This is a genomic window from Anaerobacillus sp. ABD4_527 (assembly GCF_056160805.1).
Genome location: NZ_JBSWXZ010000001.1, coordinates 680,067 through 697,859, shown reverse-complemented (window position 1 = coordinate 697,859; position 17,793 = coordinate 680,067). Strand labels below are relative to the sequence as shown.

The window sequence follows — 17,793 nt, the reverse complement described above, 5'->3', positions numbered from 1 at the left end:
TTTATGTCACTTAAAGCAAAATTAAATAGAATGAAAAAGCATATCAATACCGATGAAAAGAAAGAAGAAGTGAAAGCGGTCGAACCTACACTCACTGTGCCTCACCTTGAGAAATGGACGAGCCTTGATTCTGAGCCGTTCTTTTTTGACGATGAGTATGCGATCGTGAGAAAGAAGACTTATCCGAAGGACCATCAGCATGGTCGTTATGTATTCAATGAGCTTGAACGTGTGATCGAGAGGTGGAACAATTTTCACAGAGCTCATCCACTTTCATCAAAAAACCTTAATCCAAGTGATCTTTTATTTTTCGATACTGAAACGACAGGCCTTGGTGGCGGAGTTGGAAATACGATTTTTCTTCTAGGGTACTGTCAGTATACGAATGAAGGAATTTCAATGAATCAATACTTTCTACCAGGTCCAGGTAGAGAAGTGCCGATGTATAAGGCCTTTCTCGATGATGTTCAACATTTGAAAAACCTTGTCACGTATAACGGGAAAGCATTCGATTGGCCGCAGGTGAAAACAAGGCATACACTTATCCGTGAACAAGTTCCGAAGCTTCCACAGTTCGGACACTTTGATCTTCTTCACGGAGCACGAAGATTTTGGAAGAACGAAATGGAATCCGTGAGGCTATCGAACGTGGAGCAGCAGAAGCTCGACTTCATTCGTAAGGAAGATACACCTGGATATTTAGCTCCTATGCTTTACTTTGAGTTCGTAAAGGATCCTGATCCAGACTTAATTTCGAGCGTGATGAAACACAATGAGGAAGACATTCTCTCATTGATTACACTCTATATTCATATGTCCAACTTATTATTGGACAATAGAGGACATCATTTATCTGCAATGGAGCAGTTTCAATCTGCAAGATGGTGGGAAGCTGTAGGTGAAGACGATCATGCAGCATCACTTTATCAGCTTTCGATCGACGGGAAATATGATCGAGATGCTAAGAAAGCTCTTGCAAAAATTCATAAAAAGCAAGGCGATCTCGCAAAGTCACTTCCAATTTGGATCGAGTTATCGGAAGACACGAACGATGAAGAAAGTGACATCGAGCTTGCCAAATATTATGAGCATAAAGAGAAAGACTATGAACAGGCGCTTCATCATGCTTTATTAGGCTACCAAAAGTGGAAGAGTAAGAAACGAATACTAAAAGATAAAGCTGAGGCTGAACGAATACAGTACATGAAACGAATCGAACGATTAGAGCAGAAAGAAGCACGTAGACGGTAGGAGGTTATTATGCAGGACTTTTATGACGTATTAAAGAAAAAGGAACCATTTCACTCACTTAGCGACGCAGAAGTTGAGGAATTGATCGCATCAGCTCGCTTCTCCACCTACCATAAAGGGCAATTTCTGTACCATGAAGATGAGGATGCAGATGCGCTTTATTTATTAGTATCAGGTATTGCAAAGAACATCGTTCATAAGTCGAACGGCCAACAAGCCACGATGCGCTTCTATTATCCAGGAGACTTAATCGGGCTCATGATTATGCTGACAGATGAAACGATGACGTTCTCTGTACAAGCCAATGATGATTGTGAAGTCATCCGCATTAAGAAGGAAGTTATGCTGAAGATCATGACGGAGAATCCTACTTTCTCACACAATGTTCTCGACACGATCGGTGAGCGGATGAGAAGCCTGTATGATGAGATCAAGCAGGAGCGGGACCGTGAGACAGAAGGGGAAAACATTGCTCTCTACCGTACAAGAGTGAGCTCGATCATGGATTCGAAAGTGACGATCCCACCTACCTACAGCGTTCTAGAAACCGCTGAATTATTTAGAACGAAGAATTATGATGGCGTGATCGTGAGCGAAGATGGAGAAAGTGTAATGGGGACGGTTACGCCTCTCGAGTTATTTAACGCGTTCACACGTGGGGATTTTCAAGATCCCATTCATAAGTGGATGTATCAAAACCCCAACCTTGTTGAGGAAGATGCATTTAGTTATGAGGCTCTCGCATATTTAAAATTTCACAAAGTATCTCTTCTACCTGTTGTAAAGCGAGATAAGCTCGTTGGGATGGTATCTGCAAAATCGTTCCTAGGCATTCAAGAATCGGCGTATCTTGACCTATCCTATCGATTATCACGTGCGAAAGAACTCCAGGAAATCGTGGATCTTTCTCCGCCAAATCACAAGGAATTTCATTCATTCATCGAAGAGCTTCTCGAAGCAAACACACTGGGGTACGAAATCTGCGAGATGATGTCCAATTACAATGATGAGATCCATAGAAGAGTGATTCTTCTCGCTGAAAAAGAAATGATCAAGGAAGGGTATGGACGACCTCCCGTCAATTACTGCTTTATCGTCATGGGAAGCGAAGGGAGAAAAGAACAGGCGTTCAGCACCGATCAAGATAATGGCATGATCATTGACGATTATGAGCACCTTGCTCATAGAAAAGAAATTGACTCTTACTTTAGCAAGTTATCTGCAAAGATCAATAGAAAATTAACAGAATGTGGATTACCAGAGTGTTCTGGCGGGATAATGGCACAAAATGAGAAATGGAGAAGATCGCTGACGAATTGGAAAAAAGAGGTAAATAGATGGATCACGGAAACTGATGCAGAAGAAATTCGTAACTTTACAATCTTTATGGACTTCAGACCGGTATATGGTGATTTTGATTTATCAAGAAGTTTACGGCATGCGATAACGAGCAAGATCAAACGTGCCCAAACTCTTCAAATGCTTCTGATGAAAGATACGATTCGGTTCCGTGTACCGTTGAATCCGATTGGGAAGCTTCAGCTTCGTGGAAAGGAAAAGACGCTCGATCTGAAAAAATCAGCGATTATGCAGATCGTAAACGGAATTCGAATCTTTGCAATGAAGTATGGTGTTGAAGAAGTGAATACCATCAAACGATTACACGCATTGAAGAAAAAGGAAATCTTTCACCATCGGGATGTAATCAACATCGAAACAGCACTTCATTATCTCTATAGTTTCAGGATCAGGCAAAACCTCCACCAGTTAAGTAGAGGCATCGAGATCACAAACAGCGTCAAGCCCATGGAATGGGATAAGGAAGAAAGAAGGAAAATGAGGGAAGCGCTCCTAGTTGCAAAGCGTATGCAGCAAGTAAGTGAACTGAGCTTCCGTAGGAATCGGAGTATTTAGTTATGCCTTCAATAGGATACAAGTTAATAAAATATTTAGTGTTCAACCGACGAAAATGGAAAAAGAAGATGCGAAAGGAAATCGACTCGCCCGTCTATAAACGGCTTGAAGAAAAGCTGCCTGAATATCAGCAGGAGAGCGTGAGGTATTTTACAGTATTCGACTTAGAGACAACGGGGTTCTATCCTGCGATCGGTGATGAAGTTATTTCCATTGGAGCTGTAAAAATTGATCTTGTAGAAGGTCGGATATTAGAGGAATCGTTTTATCGAATCGTCCGACCGTTTAATAAAGTGCCGAGGTTCGTTAGACAACTAACAGGGTTATCCATCGGAGAGATAAGAGCTGGTTGGTCATTTTTAGAAGCTCTTGAAGAATTCATTTCCTTTAGTGAAGGCACAACGCTCATCGCGCACCCCGTAAAGTTCGATGTGTATGTTCTGCAAGCGCTCGTTCAAAAGTGGAATTTACCAGATTATTTACCACCTTATTTAGACTCTGAAGCACTAGCGAAGGAAGTATTTCCATCAGGAAATCCTCAGCTTGATTCGTTGATCCGCAAGTTAAATATCGAACGACATGAACGACATCATGCGTTGAACGATGCAAAGATGACTGCGGAGTTGTGTTTGAAGCTATTCTCAAAGCTTCATGTCGAGAAAACACTAGATGAGGAAATAAAGGCTCGAATACAGCGAGAAAATCTGGTATTTGGCAGGAAATAACCATTCTTACTAATCATTTCCCGGGTAAGCGCATAATATTGTGCAATTCGACGAAATCTAAGTAAAAACTTGTCATTTCTGCGTTTACATTTGTCGTAACTTGTTGTAACTTTGAATAGGAAAAAACATTTTGTTTAGCATTAACGTAATGGAGAGATGGAAAGTGAAACAGGTCATAATGGTTTTGTTTTTTGTAGTGATTGCATTAACGGTAGTAGTTATGAGTGAAATCAGCGAGTCTGCTCAATTATACGATGATTCTGAAATCGTCCAACAAAAATAGGCGGTTTCCGAGCGTTTCAAACGGCAAATAAGGACAAACACACAGTACATGTACGCATGTGGTTACATAAATTAGTAGGGAAATCTATATTCTAGAAGGGGGAACCTACTAAATGTTTAGACGTAATGATCACATGGGTCCAAACGGTAACATGCCTAATCAGGTAAGTCCTAGTATGCATGGTCCGAACGCAAACATGCCAAACCAGGTCATGCCTGCTATGCAAGGTCCGAATGCAAATATGCCGAATCAAGTGAGCCCGGCGATGCAGGGGCCAAATGCAAATATGCCACATCAAGTTAGTCCTGCTATGAAAGGTGGAAATGGGCAAGTAAGTCCAGCCAATCAAGGTCCTTGTCCAACAGGTCCATTTGTCTATCCGACAAAGCAATGTGTAAAGAACTACTGCTACAAGCATCAAGTAGAACACATTCATCCTACACACATTAAGAACGTTCATCATCATATGTATGAGCACAACCATGTGTACCCACTAACTCAGTCTGACGAAGTATTGGCTTCGCATACGAACAATTATCCACCACCAAGACCTACAGGTGCTATGCCAGCTGGAATGGGGCAAGACCCATCACAAGTGGCTGGAGCAATGCAAGGTCCAGGCGGCCCGGCTCAAAAGAGAAGAAGATAATTACAACAAAACGAACTGGATCCCAGTTCGTTTTTTAATAGGAGTGGAAACGATGGCTAACGTATTGCTCGTTACAGGGTATAAAGCTCACGAGATAGGCATTTTTAATGACGATCATCCCGGATTACATATCATCAAGGAAGCTTTACGGATCAGGATCTCTCAGCTGATCGAAGACATGGAGTTTGAATGGATACTCATCAGTGGCCAGACTGGCGTCGAGCTATGGGCGGGGGAAGTAGCGCTCGATTTACGAGAAGAATATCCAGACCTTAAATTAGCTGTGTTAACTCCGTTTCTTGATCAGGAAACGAAATGGAAAGAATCAACTCAGGAGTATTATCAAATGATAATGTCAGAGGCTGATTTCGTTGAGTCCATCACGAATCGACCTTATGAAAATCCTGGCCAACTGAAGGCAAAGAACGAATTTTTGGTTAAAAAAAGCGATGCTATGCTCATTCTTTATGATGAAGATACGCCAGGATCACCGGATTTTTATTTAAAAGAAGCGGACAACAGAAAGAAACAGCAAAGTGAATACGAAGTTTATACGATAACCCCTATCGATCTTGATTTGCTGCAGCAGGACTTGCAGGAGAGCGACCCAGATTTTTACAGTCAGTAAACATTCCAATTGACAAGTTGAAAGACTTTTGGAAGAATAAAATAAAGACAAAAAACAGTGTACATACTGAGGTGATATTATGGCAGAACAGCAATCGTTACAATTAACAGCTAAAGATATTCTTGAAAAAGACTTTAAGAGTGGTTTTCGTGGGTATGACCAAGATGATGTAGACAAGTTTTTAGATGTTGTGATCAAAGACTACGAGAATTTCGAGAATGAAATCGATCATCTTCGCCAAGAAAACACGCGTTTAAGAAGAGAAATGGACCGCATGTCTGAGCAACAAAAACGCCAACAAACGCGTTCTCAAACTCAACCAGGCAATACTAACTATGATATTTTGAAACGTTTATCTAACTTGGAGAAGCACGTATTTGGAAGCAAACTATACGAATAAACCGCCAAAACAGGTGGTTTTTTTCTGAGAAGTAGATAAATTTCAATTACCGTACTTTACGTAATACATTAGTACAAAACAAGATAGTAAGGTATTCTTGCAAAATCCATCGAATTAAGCTATAATGAAGTTTGTTGTCCTAATAAAGATAACGTTCGGGTAATCGCTGCATAGGAGTCTTATCTCTTATGTAGAGGAAAGTCCATGCTCGCACGATCTGAGATGATCGTAGTGTTCGTGCCTGATGAAACAATAAGTCAGGGTAGTCCATTCGGGCTAACGGCGGGGAAAAGGCCTAAGTCTTTCGAGATACGGCCTGAATACTCTGAAAGTGCCACAGTGACGAAGTCTTAATGGAAACATTAAGAGTGGAACGAGGTAAACCCCACGAGCGAGAAACCCAAATTATGGTAGGGGAGCTTTCTTGAAGGAATTTAACGGATAGAAAGCCAGACGGAGGACGCGTCTGGAGATAGATGATTACCACCTGAGTGCGAGGGGAGACCCGTTTGCAGTACAATGGAACAGAACATGGCTTACAGAACGTTATCTACTTTGAAAAGCCCCGCAAAGGGCTTTTTTGCATGTTTAGAGGAATTCCTGTATGATTAAGTCGAAAAAATGTACGGGGTACATCTTAGAAAGATGCAGTCATACGATCGGAGTTGAATAGAATGGCAAAATATGAACTGATTGCAACGGCTACAATGGGTCTTGAATCTCTTGTAGGTCGAGAAGTAAAAGATTTAGGTTTTGAAAACGTACGTGTCGATAATGGAAAAGTTACATATGAAAGCGATGAGCTCGGTATTTGCAGATCAAACTATTGGCTAAGAACAGCCGATCGCGTCAAGTTGAAGGTCGGGGAATTTAAAGTAACAACCTTTGATGAATTATTTGAGGCAACAAAAGCTTTACCATGGGGCGATCTCTTGCCAGAAAATGCGGAGTTCCCTGTTTCGGGTAAATCGGTTAAATCAACGTTATATAGTGTGCCGGATTGTCAGGCTATCGTAAAAAAAGCGATCGTAGAGAGTATGAAAGAGAAATACAACGTTTCATGGTTTGATGAAGACGGTCCGCTCTTTAAGATAGAGGTTGCTATTCATAAAGATACTGCAACCCTTACAATCGATACGAGTGGTAAAGGTTTACATCGAAGGGGATACCGTTATCATCACAGTGCAGCTCCTTTGAAAGAGACGATGGCAGCAGCGATGATCATGCTCACAAACTGGAATGCTGACAAGCCCTTCATGGATCCTTTCTGTGGATCAGGTACGCTTCCAATCGAAGCGGCGATGATTGGGCAGAATATCGCCCCAGGATTTAACAGAGAGTTTGCTTCAGAAGATTGGGCATGGATTGGGAAAAAGCGATGGGAAGAAGCGATGATTGAAACAGAGGACCTTGCTAAATATGATCAGCCGCTTCATATCTTTGGAAGTGACCTTGATCCGAAGATGGTCGAACTCTCAAAGAACAATGCATTAGAAGCTGGTTTCGGTGATATGCTTCAGTTCAAGCAGATGCAGGTTTCTGACGTGAGTTCTAAGATGGAATACGGTTGTTTGATTGGTAACCCTCCATACGGTGAGAGACTTGGAGATCGAGAAGAAGTCGAACAAATGTACAAAGACATGGGACGAGCGTTCCGCGATCGTCTCGACACGTGGTCGATCTATATCTTAACATCTCATCCAAAATTTGAAGAGTTATACGGCAAGAAGTCTACAAAGAACCGTAAGCTTTATAACGGTGATATTAAAACCCACTATTATCAGTTCTTTGGACCTAGACCGCCAAAGAAGTAATGAAGAAACCCCCAGCATGCGCTGGGGGTTTTGTTTATACTTTTTCTACGATATATGCTCGTTTATCTCGGAAATACTTTTCCCCGTCATCAGAGGAATGTTCAAAAAAACCTTCCAATTCATTCACTACTTTATATTCCCTCTCAGGATCTGAAAAAAGTTGGGAAGCATTACTTGCTAGTAGTACAACGTCCGTCGTCGATACGAAGCTATCAAGTTCTTTTGCGGTATAATGTTCTCCAGGTTTAAGTGTGTTGATTCGGTGTTGTCTCATGATTAACTCCTCCTATCTAATTGCGTTATAGTATCCTCTACCCGGGAACAACCTGCATGTAAACAACCGAATATGTATAAATTTAGTATTGAGAAATTATTTGGGGGAGGGAAGGTATGAAGAAAACGGGGTTTTATCTTTTTGTTTTTATTGTGCTAGGGTTGTTCTTGGTGAATCCTCAGTCTGAAGATTATGTGCAGTGGGCGGCTGATGAATTGAAAAAGGATCAAAATAAATTAGTGGAGATCGGGGTAGATCTTGCGGTAGTTCCGTATCTTACTGCAAACACTGCTCGGACAGATTGGTTTGTTTTCTCGATTTACAAAACGAAACATATAGATGGAACTGTCATTACTACGGTGGGCGTGGTGAATAACTTTATCGTTATTTCTAAAAAATGATTGATGGACGTGTACGTTATTTTCATGTATCGTTTTTAGTGGACTCAATAGAAAGGGGGATATGGAAATGGAGTTAAGCATTTTTAGTTTTCTAGTTCCGATTATTGTTGCTGTGTATCTTGCTATCGATGCACCTAAACATGGCAAAAACCCATGGCTTTGGGGGATATTAGGATTTTTATTTACACTTCTACCATTAGGGATCTACTTGATTAAGACGGATCGCAAAGTAGCGGGTTGGATTTTCGTTGTACTATCGATTCTTTCGATCATCGGTACAATCGCACTCATAGGCATGGTGATCGCTATTTTCTCTAGCGGAAGCGCAGGTATGTAATCTAGCTGTTTTGAATTCCTAAAATAGGGAAGAAGAACCTCATTGGATATATGGAGGAATGGATATGAAGTATTGTATACAATGTTGTTCTTTGTTGAAGCGGTCAGAAAAGAAGTGCCCCGAGTGCTTGAATGACCGGTTTACTACTCTCGAAATTACATTACAGCATTAAAAAAAGACATAGGATTTATCCTATGTCTTTTTTCATATTCTTAGTTAATCGTATACCAGGTTATGGTAGGATAGTTACATAGAGGGATTAAGTTGTTCTCAGTTCTTTCTCAGAGAAATATTCGGGCTTTTTAGCACCTTGTGCATGTAATTCCTTAAAGCAGCATTGATACTCATGCAATGACATGTTGCCATTTAAGTAATTCACCTGAGCGAAATCGAGCAGCTCGTCCGCAGTAGATGGCTCTTTACCTTTAACTTGTTCGAATGTTTTGATCAGACTATTGATAGACAATCTAGACCCCTCCTTGAACTAGTTTTCCTTACAAAAAGGATAACATGAGATTTTTAAAATCCATTGTTTTTGAATTTTTTAACTTCCGACAAAACGTTACATGTTTTAAGAGGGTTGTCGAATGCGTCATGCCGTTACATAACAAACACTTATACGAAAGGGAGCGAGAAATATGCAAGTCGATTTGAATAAAATTGAACAAGATTTTTTGAACTATACGAAGAAGATGACAGGCTTTAATGAAGCGATCGGGCTGATGTACTGGGATTTAAGAACGGGTGCGCCGAAAAAAGGAGCTGAGCAACGTTCTGAGGTCATCGGTATGATGTCATCTGAGGTGTTTAATATGTCCGTCTCGGACGAAATGAAAAACTATCTCTCTAACCTATCAAATGCAAAAGACCATTTAGATGAGAAGACAGTTAAGGCTGTCGAAGAATGTCAAAAAGAATATGACCGAAACATTAAAATTCCTGCAGAGGAATATTCAGAGTACGTTATTTTAAGTTCTAAAGCTGAAAGCGTGTGGGAAGAAGCGAAGGATAAGAATGACTTTGAATTATTCCGACCATATCTTGAGAAGTTGGTAGCTTTTAATCAAAAGTTCGTGGAGTATTGGGGCTATGAAGACAATAAGTATAATACGCTGCTAGATTTATACGAACCTGGGGTTACGGTGGATATGATCGACCGCGTGTTTGGACAACTGCGTGACCATATCGTTCCACTCGTTAAAAAGGTAGTTGAATCGAGTGACAAACCTAATACTGATTTCTTATTCGAACATTTTCCTAAAGAGAAGCAGCAAGATTTCAGTTTAGAAATACTTAAGAAGATGGGGTATGACTTTGATGCCGGACGACTTGACACGACTGTACATCCATTTGCTACTGGCTTAAATCCTGGGGATGTTCGTGTTACAACGAAGTATGATGAAGGTGATTTCCGGACAGCTGTATTTGGAACCATCCATGAAGGTGGGCATGCGCTGTACGAGCAAAATATCTCTACAGATTTAATTGGGACACCACTATGTTCGGGCACTTCTATGGGAATCCATGAGTCTCAATCTTTATTCTGGGAAAACTTCGTCGGTCGTCATAAATCATTCTGGAAAAATAATTATGAGACGTTAAAAGCGTATTCTTCAGGACAGTTCGACGACGTGAGTTTAGACGATTACTACCGTGCGATCAACGTTGCAGGACCATCTCTCATTAGAATTGAAGCAGATGAAATGACGTATGCCCTTCATATCATGGTTCGATATGAAATTGAAAAAGGGTTGATCAACGGGGAGATCGAAGTAAAGGACCTTCCGTCTATTTGGAATGAAAAGATGGAAGAATACCTAGGAATCACTCCTGACAATGATGCGAATGGTGTCCTGCAAGATGTTCACTGGTCAGGCGGTGCGTTTGGGTACTTCCCTTCCTATGCACTAGGTTATATCTACGCAGCACAAATAAAGCATGCGATCTTGAAAGACCTTCCTAATTTTGATGAACTCTTAGAATCAGGCGATTTTCATCCGATAAAAGAGTGGCTCACTGAGCATATTCATCAATACGGAAAGATGAAAAAGCCTGTTGAGATTATTAAAGATATTACTGGTGAAGGACTAAACGCTGCTTATTTAATCGAGTACCTAGAAAATAAGTACAGTGAAGTCTATCACATAAATGCTTAATTGAAGCTTTTAGCTATCACAAGAGTCGTCTAATAAGACACCAAATACATCTCTGCCTGCACAGAGATGTATTTGTGTTTCATCGTGCATGGACGCCTGTGATTAGCTACCGCTCACGTTTCATATTGGTGTAACTACTCTTAAAGAAGGGTACATCCATTAGTGTTGAAAATGTAAACAGATTAGAGGAGGGACGTTTTATGGAAAAAATTCGTTGGGGTATCATCGGATGCGGTGATGTGACAGAAAAGAAAAGTGGCCCAGCTTTTCAAAAGATTGAACATAGTTCACTTGAAGCCGTGATGAGAAGAAATGGAGAAAAAGCAAGAGATTATGCAGAACGGCATGGCGTCCCTAAGTGGTATGATGATGCAGAAGATCTGATACATGACGAAGATGTGGATGCTGTATATATAGCCACTCCACCTTCTACACATAAACACTATACCTTGATGGTTGCTGAAGCTGGAAAGCCTGTATACGTGGAAAAACCGATGGCGAGTCGTTCGGAAGACTGCCTAGAAATGGTCCGTGCATGTGAAAAACACGAAGTACCATTGTTTGTTGCCTATTACAGAAGGTCGCTACCTAGATTTTTGAAAGTGAAAGAACTAATCGAACAAGGCGCAATTGGAGAAGTGCGATTCGTGTCGGTGCAGCAGATGCAACAACTCGTGAAAAGAGATGAAGAAGGGAATTGGCCGTGGAGAGTGAAGCCTGAAACGAGTGGTGCTGGATTGTTTTATGATGTTGGTTCCCATACATTAGACTTGTTGGATTATTTACTTGGTCCTATTTCAGATATCAAAGGTTCAGCTTATAACCTTGCTGGTTCCTATCCAGCAGAAGATACTGTGAATGGTGCCTGGAGGTTTGAGAGTGGTGCTGTTGGGACTGGCGTTTGGAATTTCTCTTCTTATAAAAACGAAGATGATAACCGTATTGTTGGGACACGTGGAGAAATACAATTTTCTACGTTTGATGATAAACCCATTCTGTTAAAAACGGATTCAGTTGAAGAATCTTTTCGTATTGAGCATCCTCATCATATTCAACAGCCACATATTCAATCGATTGTCGATGAATTACTCGGGAATGGGAAATGTCCAAGCACTGGGAACACAGCTTTACGGACAAACAAAGCAATGGATATGCTTGTGGAAGAGTATTATCTGGGCATCGAAAAATAAAGGTCACGGATACATTGAAAGAGCTTGGATCAGCAGCGTGCTTTCCCAAGCTCTTTTTTAATTTTCTAATGCCATAACCGTCAGTCAATCGGCCGACATCACATTCGTATGATGTTCTTTTACCCCTGCAAACCCTCTTATAATAATATCTGAAAATAACTTCGACCTCTCTTTCAAATCGTCAACCGAGTAAAGGCCAGAGAAATATTGGATGACTAAGCCGTCGATCATAGCAACGAAAGCACTGACCCCTTCTCTGTAATGAAGTGCCCAATACTCTTTTTGAGGATCTAGCTCTACGAATTTGTCTCTTAAGTAGAGGAGCATTTCATCAAAAGCACGTTTAAATTCTTTAGGTTCTTTGTTTTGTGCTTGTTTACTCATCTCAGCTTGTATCTTATCGAAGTTATCCTTGTTGTAGTCCATAGAACCATAAATGAAGTTTTCAATGAATTCTGGGACGGTTTCACCTTCACAGCAATCGATAGCATTTTCATAATCAAGCATTAGTCTAGATAAGTTTTCATTCATAAGATCGACTCCTTTTAAAAATGTAAACTCCTAATTCCCCGATAATAAAAAATAAAACCGTTGAAATATATTGAAAATTACAAACGTTTACATGTAAGATTAACATGTAGCTCTTTATTATCGTTGAAAAATGTTCTACATAAAAAAGGAGTGATCTAGGATGGAAAAGGTAACGTATGAAATTGTAGAAAGAACGGCAATCGTCACGATCAATAACCCGCCTCTTAATGTATTAAGTAAAGAAGTGATCAACCGCATTTATGACATCTTTCAAGAACTTGAAACGAATGACGAAGCTGTATCGGTCATCTTAACGGGTGCTGGAGACAAAGCTTTTGTGGCAGGTGCTGATATTAAGGAATTCCCTGAATGGATGGGACAAGCCAATTTCAAGGAAATCGTCATGGATACCCATCGAATGTTTAACTACATTGATGATTTTCCTAAACCGACGATCGCTCTCTTAAATGGACTAACATTCGGCGGAGGCTGTGAACTAGCCATGACTTGTGATATCCGTGTCGCTGAAGATCAGGCGCAGCTAGGTTTGCCAGAGATTAAACTAGGATTGTTTCCAGGTGGAGGAGGTACCCAGAGGTTACCTCGCTTGGTGGGAGAAGCGAGAGCGAAAGAAATCATGTTTACTGGTGAACCGATCACTGCGCACGAAGCTGAACAATACGGACTTGTGAATCACGTTGTGCCAACTGGACAAGGCATGACATACGCACAGAGTCTAGCGTCTAAAATATCTGATAAATCTCTTCAGTCTTTATCCAGAATAAAACAAGCGGTTAATAAAGGAACTGAACTGCAGTTGGAAAAAGGGATTGAACTTGAAGCAGATCTGTTCGACCAAGTCTTTCAGACTGAAGATATTAAAGAAGGTGTAAATGCCTTTTTTGAAAAAAGAAAACCACAGTTTACACACAGGTGATAGGGAAGAGGGAATGAGATGAGCCACGAAATGAACGTAAAGGTTAGATTTTGTGAAACAGATGCCCTTGGGCACGTGAATAATACGAGCTATTTCATTTACATGGAGGAAGCAAGGGTTGAGTTTTTGAATCAGCATAGAGGAAGTTCGGGTACTGATGACTGGAAATTCATCTTAGTATCTACAAATTGTGATTTCCATGCCCAACTGTACTTCGGTGAAACGCTTACGGTTGAAACGGATATCAAGAAGATTGGAACGAAGAGTTTCGTCATGCGTCACCGTATGACGAATGCAGAGAACGGTAAGCTTGTTGCTGAAGGTGAATCCGTGATTGTTTACTTTAATTTTAAAGAACAAAAAAGTGAGCCGATTCCTGAAGCGCTTCGAAAAGCGCTCGAGGAAAGTTTTCAAGTAAGTTAAAGGGCTGCAGAGCGAGCGTGGGTAAACCTCGCTCTTTCTTTTTTATGAGAAAAATGATTCGAAAAAGAGATTTATGGATATTGTGTAATGTATAGACCTAACGAAAGGACTGATTCTGATGAAAAAACTATCGAAGCAACAGTATGATAAAGCCTGCTCATACATAGAGAACGAGGCGAGAGGAATCGATCGAGCATATTTTCATTTTTGGAATGGATCAGGAAGTAAAGAGGAAGTTTTAGAACAGCTAGAACAGTACCGAAATGATGATGGCGGGTTTGGTCATAGTATAGAACCAGATTTCAGACTAAAAGAATCATCACCGATGGCTACCACTGTAGCTTTTCAATTTTTAATTAAGCTCGGATTATCTAAAGACCATCCGTTTATTCAAGAGGGAATACGTTACTTTCAATCTACATGTAAGGAGGAAGGCTGGAACGCTGTGCCAGAGGCAGTCAACCATGTTCCTCATGCACCATGGTGGAGTGTTCAGGAGGGAGAGCAGAAATACTCGGCAAACCCTGATGCCGAAATCGTCGGTTACCTGATGGCGTATAGTGATGATAAGGAACCTAAATCCTCAATGCTTATGAAAGTGATGGATCATTTAAGTGATTTGAACGAATATGAAATCCACGAAGTTCAATGTTACTTGAGGCTAGCTGATTTAGCTCAAGGAGATATTCAAAATGTCATACTAGAAAAAGTTCAAAAGCAACTTCCATATATCGTAGATCGTCCCGAGAAATGGGATTCGTATGGCGTTCAACCCGTTGTTCTCGTCGATTCAGAAGAGTCACCATTTGTAGATGAATTGAATCAGGAGGTTCATGTTAATCTTGACTACATAATAGAGAAACAGCAGGAAGATGGTAGCTGGGCACCTACATGGGAGTGGGGTCAGTACCAGGATGAGTGGGAAAAAGCGAAGAAAGAATGGAGTGGGCATCTTACAGTTCAGCAATTGATTACACTGAGCAAGTTTGATCGAATCGAACGTGAACAGTGATGAAGGAGGCTAATTAATGAAAGCTGTAGTGATCGAAGCCTATGGTGGACGAGAGCAATTGAAAGAAGTTGAACTTGAATCGCTAACGCCAAATGACGACCAGGTCGTTGTTGAAAGCTATGCAACTTCAGTAAACCCTATCGATTGGAAAGTAAGAGAGGGTTACTTGAAAGAGAAACTTCCTTTCAATTTTCCAATCACACTTGGCTGGGACATTGCGGGTATCGTAAAGGAAAAAGGTAGCAACGTAACAGACTTTCAAGTTGGAGACAGGGTTTTTGCAAGACCAGCAACGACAGCTCAAGGTACCTACGCTGAAGAAGTTGTCGTGGATGCTCATTTACTCACTCATATCCCAGATAATATAACATATGAAGAAGCCGCCTCGATCCCGTTAGTCGGTCTTACCGCATGGCAGTGCTTGATTGATTTTGCAGATGTTAGAAGAGACGATAAGGTTCTGATTCATGGCGGTTCTGGTGGAGTTGGGAGCTATGCGATCCAACTTGCTAAGGAGAATGGTGCTTATGTAGCAACAACGTGTAGTGGGAAAAACAAGGAGTACGTTGAAGCGTTAGGCGCAGATCGTGTTATCGATTATGTAGAAGAAGACTTTTCTAATGTTGTGGAAGAATACGATGTTGTAATCGATACGATCGGAGGAGAAGTATTGGATAAAAGCTTCCTCGTATTAAATGGTGGAGGAAGGCTTGTGTCGATCGTCGATATGCCAGATAAAGAAAAGGCGAAGGATAAAGGAGTTCGCTCAGGAACAGTATGGTTAGAACCAAATGGTGAACAACTGAAACAGATTGGTGAGCTATTAGCAGAGGGGCGTATCAAAGCCACTATTGGGCAACGGTTTCCGTTTAGTGAAGAAGGAATCAGAGAAGCGCATAGAGTGAGTGAATCTCACCATGCTAGAGGCAAGATCGTCATTCTTTTTGATAAATAAAGGCAGCTTCGGCTGTCTTATTTTTATTTCTATTAAAAATTTCACGCACCGTATTATAGAAGTAAGATTTAATAGCACTACATTAAAAACTCAATACCAAAATAAAAAGCCAGGATATACAATCCTGGCAAAAAAACTAGAAAATAATATGTGCCATAATCACGATCACTGGTAGTGAAATCAGTGTACGCTCTAAGAAAATGATAACAAGATCAAAGAAACGAACAGGTACTTTTGATCCAAGTAACAATCCACCTACTTCTGACATGTAGATCAGCTGGGAAACAGATAGACAAGCGATGACGAAGCGAGTTAATTCACTTTCAATGCTTGAACCTATGATAGCTGGTAGGAACATATCTGCAAATCCAATCACCATCGTTTGAGCAGCTTCAGCTGCTTCAGGCACTTGCATCAGATTGAGTAGCGGAACGAATGGTGCTCCCAAATAGCTGAATAGAGGAGTGTTCTCAGCAATAATCAATGCAATTGTTCCGATCGCCATAACGATTGGAATAACGGCCATCCACATATCTAGAACGTTTTGGACGCCGCCTTTTGCGATGGATGAAACTTTGTTTTTACTCGCTGTTTCAGTCGCTTTGACGATTCCGAATCGGAAAGGTGTATAGCCGGCTGGAATGGCATCACTCTTCTTGTCGGATACATTTTCGTATGTTTCATCAGGTTTTCTGGATAATGGCGGTATCCTCGGCATAATGATTGCTGCAATAACTCCAGCAAGTGCAATCGTTAAGTAGTAAGGTACAAAATATGCTTGAAGCCTCATTTCTGCTAATACTACGATACTGAACGTAATGGATACAACAGAGAAGGTCGTTCCGATTACCGCGGCTTCTCTTTTTGTATAATAGCCTTCTTCATACTGTTTACTTGTGAGTAGAACACCGATCGTGCCATCACCCATCCAAGATGCGAGACAATCGATTGATGAACGACCAGGAAGCGTAAAGAGCGGTCTCATGAACCTAGTAAGAAGCGCGCCACACAGTTCTAGTAAACCAAAGTTTAATAATAGCGGTAAGAAGAGACCCGCAAATAAAAATACAGAGAATAGTATAGGTATAAGGCTATTTAGCAGCAAACCACCTGTTGCATCTGACCGTATCCATTCTGGACCTATTTGGTATAAAGTCAGAATAGCAAAAATCATACCAAGTGTACGAGCGATGAGCCAGACCGGTGAAACTTGCAATAAGTTTACAAGGAATGGGGAATTTGTTACCCATTTTGGCTTTGCAACCACTGCAATGAAGCTCAGTATTACTGTGATCGAAATAATGAGTGTCATTACCTGGGGAAGCGATACTGGAACTGATTCGGCAAAAAATACTTGAAGCCAATCAGCTAGTTTCGCTATTGGTATCGTGATCCCTTCCTTTGCGGGTATGGGAATCATGAATAAGAATATCCCAATCAATGATGGTATAGCGAATTTCATGATACTGGAAGCTGTTACGTTTTCTTGATGATTACTACTTTGCATCGACGGTCACCTCTGTTATGTATAATAATTTTATGAATAACTGTATCTTTATAAAAACAATGTTATAAATATAACACAGAGCTGTTAAAGTAACAGCAATAAAACGAAGTTCAAGAATATAAACATTGTTCTGAAAACAGAAACTATTACTTATTATACCGATAAAAGACAGGTTATTAAAGGTTTTTGTGACAAAGTGTTCATCTAATGTGGAAGGTAACGTCATCGTGAAGAGAGGCTAACATACAAAAAAGGCAAGGATCTCATTTACGAGTCCTTGCCTATATAATGAAAGGCTATATATGTTTAGCATGTCTACTTTGCCGATTATATTCAAGATGATTTTCAAATGTAGAACCGAAAAAACAGGAAGAACATTTTTGGTATCCTTTTTGCTCCGTCAATA

Annotated in this window: 19 protein-coding genes and 1 other RNA gene; 16 read left to right on the top strand and 4 right to left on the bottom strand. The window is 40.7% G+C overall.

Annotation, left to right across the window (positions count from 1 at the left end; genetic code table 11):
• Positions 1-3 precede the first annotated feature (3 nt).
• From ACXAHI_RS03580 to ACXAHI_RS03545, 8 genes are all read left to right on the top strand, one after another.
• Positions 4-1,251 carry a ribonuclease H-like domain-containing protein gene (locus ACXAHI_RS03580; RefSeq protein WP_474811630.1) on the top strand — a complete coding sequence of 416 codons (1,248 nt, stop codon included), beginning with the start codon at positions 4-6 and terminating at the stop codon, positions 1,249-1,251.
• 9 nt (positions 1,252-1,260) lie between these two features.
• Positions 1,261-3,165 carry a DUF294 nucleotidyltransferase-like domain-containing protein gene (locus ACXAHI_RS03575; RefSeq protein WP_270182261.1) on the top strand — a complete coding sequence of 635 codons (1,905 nt, stop codon included), beginning with the start codon at positions 1,261-1,263 and terminating at the stop codon, positions 3,163-3,165.
• A 2-nt stretch (positions 3,166-3,167) separates the two neighbouring features.
• Entirely contained in the window at positions 3,168-3,890 is a 723-nt protein-coding gene (locus ACXAHI_RS03570) for a 3'-5' exonuclease (RefSeq protein ID WP_474811633.1), read from the top strand.
• 395 nt (positions 3,891-4,285) lie between these two features.
• Positions 4,286-4,822 carry a CotD family spore coat protein gene (locus ACXAHI_RS03565; protein WP_270182259.1) on the top strand — a complete coding sequence of 179 codons (537 nt, stop codon included), beginning with the start codon at positions 4,286-4,288 and terminating at the stop codon, positions 4,820-4,822.
• Between the two features lie 52 nt (positions 4,823-4,874).
• Positions 4,875-5,450, top strand: a complete 576-nt coding sequence (locus ACXAHI_RS03560) for an SLOG family protein (RefSeq protein WP_270182258.1) — start codon at positions 4,875-4,877, stop codon at positions 5,448-5,450.
• A 76-nt stretch (positions 5,451-5,526) separates the two neighbouring features.
• Positions 5,527-5,850 carry a cell division regulator GpsB gene (gene gpsB, locus ACXAHI_RS03555; RefSeq protein ID WP_270182372.1) on the top strand — a complete coding sequence of 108 codons (324 nt, stop codon included), beginning with the start codon at positions 5,527-5,529 and terminating at the stop codon, positions 5,848-5,850.
• Positions 5,851-6,001: 151 nt separating this feature from the next.
• An RNA gene (gene rnpB / locus ACXAHI_RS03550) (RNase P RNA component class B) lies at positions 6,002-6,394 on the top strand.
• A 130-nt stretch (positions 6,395-6,524) separates the two neighbouring features.
• The gene (locus ACXAHI_RS03545) at positions 6,525-7,664 is read left to right on the top strand and encodes a THUMP domain-containing class I SAM-dependent RNA methyltransferase (protein WP_270182257.1); all 1,140 of its coding nucleotides are present in this window, start codon (positions 6,525-6,527) and stop codon (positions 7,662-7,664) included.
• 34 nt (positions 7,665-7,698) lie between these two features.
• Here ACXAHI_RS03545 and ACXAHI_RS03540 read toward each other — a convergent pair whose 3' ends face one another.
• Positions 7,699-7,938 (bottom strand): hypothetical protein, encoded by a 240-nt coding sequence (locus ACXAHI_RS03540; RefSeq protein WP_224882825.1) that lies wholly within the window; start codon positions 7,936-7,938, stop codon positions 7,699-7,701.
• A 116-nt stretch (positions 7,939-8,054) separates the two neighbouring features.
• Here ACXAHI_RS03540 and ACXAHI_RS03535 point away from each other — a divergent pair, with 116 nt between their 5' ends.
• Positions 8,055-8,339 (top strand): hypothetical protein, encoded by a 285-nt coding sequence (locus tag ACXAHI_RS03535; protein WP_270182256.1) that lies wholly within the window; start codon positions 8,055-8,057, stop codon positions 8,337-8,339.
• Positions 8,340-8,406: 67 nt separating this feature from the next.
• Positions 8,407-8,676, top strand: coding sequence for a hypothetical protein (locus ACXAHI_RS03530; protein ID WP_270182255.1), 270 nt, complete (start codon positions 8,407-8,409; stop codon positions 8,674-8,676).
• A gap of 259 nt (positions 8,677-8,935) precedes the next feature.
• Here ACXAHI_RS03530 and yppF read toward each other — a convergent pair whose 3' ends face one another.
• A complete protein-coding gene (gene yppF / locus ACXAHI_RS03525) occupies positions 8,936-9,142 on the bottom strand; it encodes a YppF family protein (RefSeq protein WP_270182254.1) in 207 nt (68 codons plus the stop codon).
• A 172-nt stretch (positions 9,143-9,314) separates the two neighbouring features.
• Here yppF and ACXAHI_RS03520 point away from each other — a divergent pair, with 172 nt between their 5' ends.
• Both ACXAHI_RS03520 and ACXAHI_RS03515 read left to right on the top strand, forming a co-directional pair.
• Positions 9,315-10,832: a carboxypeptidase M32 gene (locus tag ACXAHI_RS03520; protein WP_474845989.1), complete on the top strand. Its 1,518-nt coding sequence runs from the start codon at positions 9,315-9,317 to the stop codon at positions 10,830-10,832.
• 200 nt (positions 10,833-11,032) lie between these two features.
• Positions 11,033-12,022 carry a Gfo/Idh/MocA family protein gene (locus tag ACXAHI_RS03515; protein ID WP_270182252.1) on the top strand — a complete coding sequence of 330 codons (990 nt, stop codon included), beginning with the start codon at positions 11,033-11,035 and terminating at the stop codon, positions 12,020-12,022.
• Positions 12,023-12,106: 84 nt separating this feature from the next.
• Here ACXAHI_RS03515 and ACXAHI_RS03510 read toward each other — a convergent pair whose 3' ends face one another.
• Positions 12,107-12,553 (bottom strand): hypothetical protein, encoded by a 447-nt coding sequence (locus tag ACXAHI_RS03510; RefSeq protein ID WP_474845988.1) that lies wholly within the window; start codon positions 12,551-12,553, stop codon positions 12,107-12,109.
• Positions 12,554-12,713: 160 nt separating this feature from the next.
• Here ACXAHI_RS03510 and ACXAHI_RS03505 point away from each other — a divergent pair, with 160 nt between their 5' ends.
• The 4 genes from ACXAHI_RS03505 to ACXAHI_RS03490 all read left to right on the top strand — a co-directional run bounded on the left by ACXAHI_RS03505 (position 12,714) and on the right by ACXAHI_RS03490 (position 15,880).
• Positions 12,714-13,490: an enoyl-CoA hydratase gene (locus ACXAHI_RS03505; RefSeq protein WP_474831494.1), complete on the top strand. Its 777-nt coding sequence runs from the start codon at positions 12,714-12,716 to the stop codon at positions 13,488-13,490.
• Between the two features lie 18 nt (positions 13,491-13,508).
• Positions 13,509-13,913, top strand: coding sequence for an acyl-CoA thioesterase (locus ACXAHI_RS03500; RefSeq protein ID WP_270182249.1), 405 nt, complete (start codon positions 13,509-13,511; stop codon positions 13,911-13,913).
• A gap of 118 nt (positions 13,914-14,031) precedes the next feature.
• The gene (locus ACXAHI_RS03495; RefSeq protein WP_474845986.1) at positions 14,032-14,925 is read left to right on the top strand and encodes a hypothetical protein; all 894 of its coding nucleotides are present in this window, start codon (positions 14,032-14,034) and stop codon (positions 14,923-14,925) included.
• A 16-nt stretch (positions 14,926-14,941) separates the two neighbouring features.
• Positions 14,942-15,880, top strand: a complete 939-nt coding sequence (locus ACXAHI_RS03490) for an NADP-dependent oxidoreductase (RefSeq protein ID WP_474845984.1) — start codon at positions 14,942-14,944, stop codon at positions 15,878-15,880.
• Between the two features lie 136 nt (positions 15,881-16,016).
• Here ACXAHI_RS03490 and ACXAHI_RS03485 read toward each other — a convergent pair whose 3' ends face one another.
• Positions 16,017-17,387 (bottom strand): YjiH family protein, encoded by a 1,371-nt coding sequence (locus ACXAHI_RS03485; protein WP_474845982.1) that lies wholly within the window; start codon positions 17,385-17,387, stop codon positions 16,017-16,019.
• Positions 17,388-17,793 lie beyond the last annotated feature (406 nt).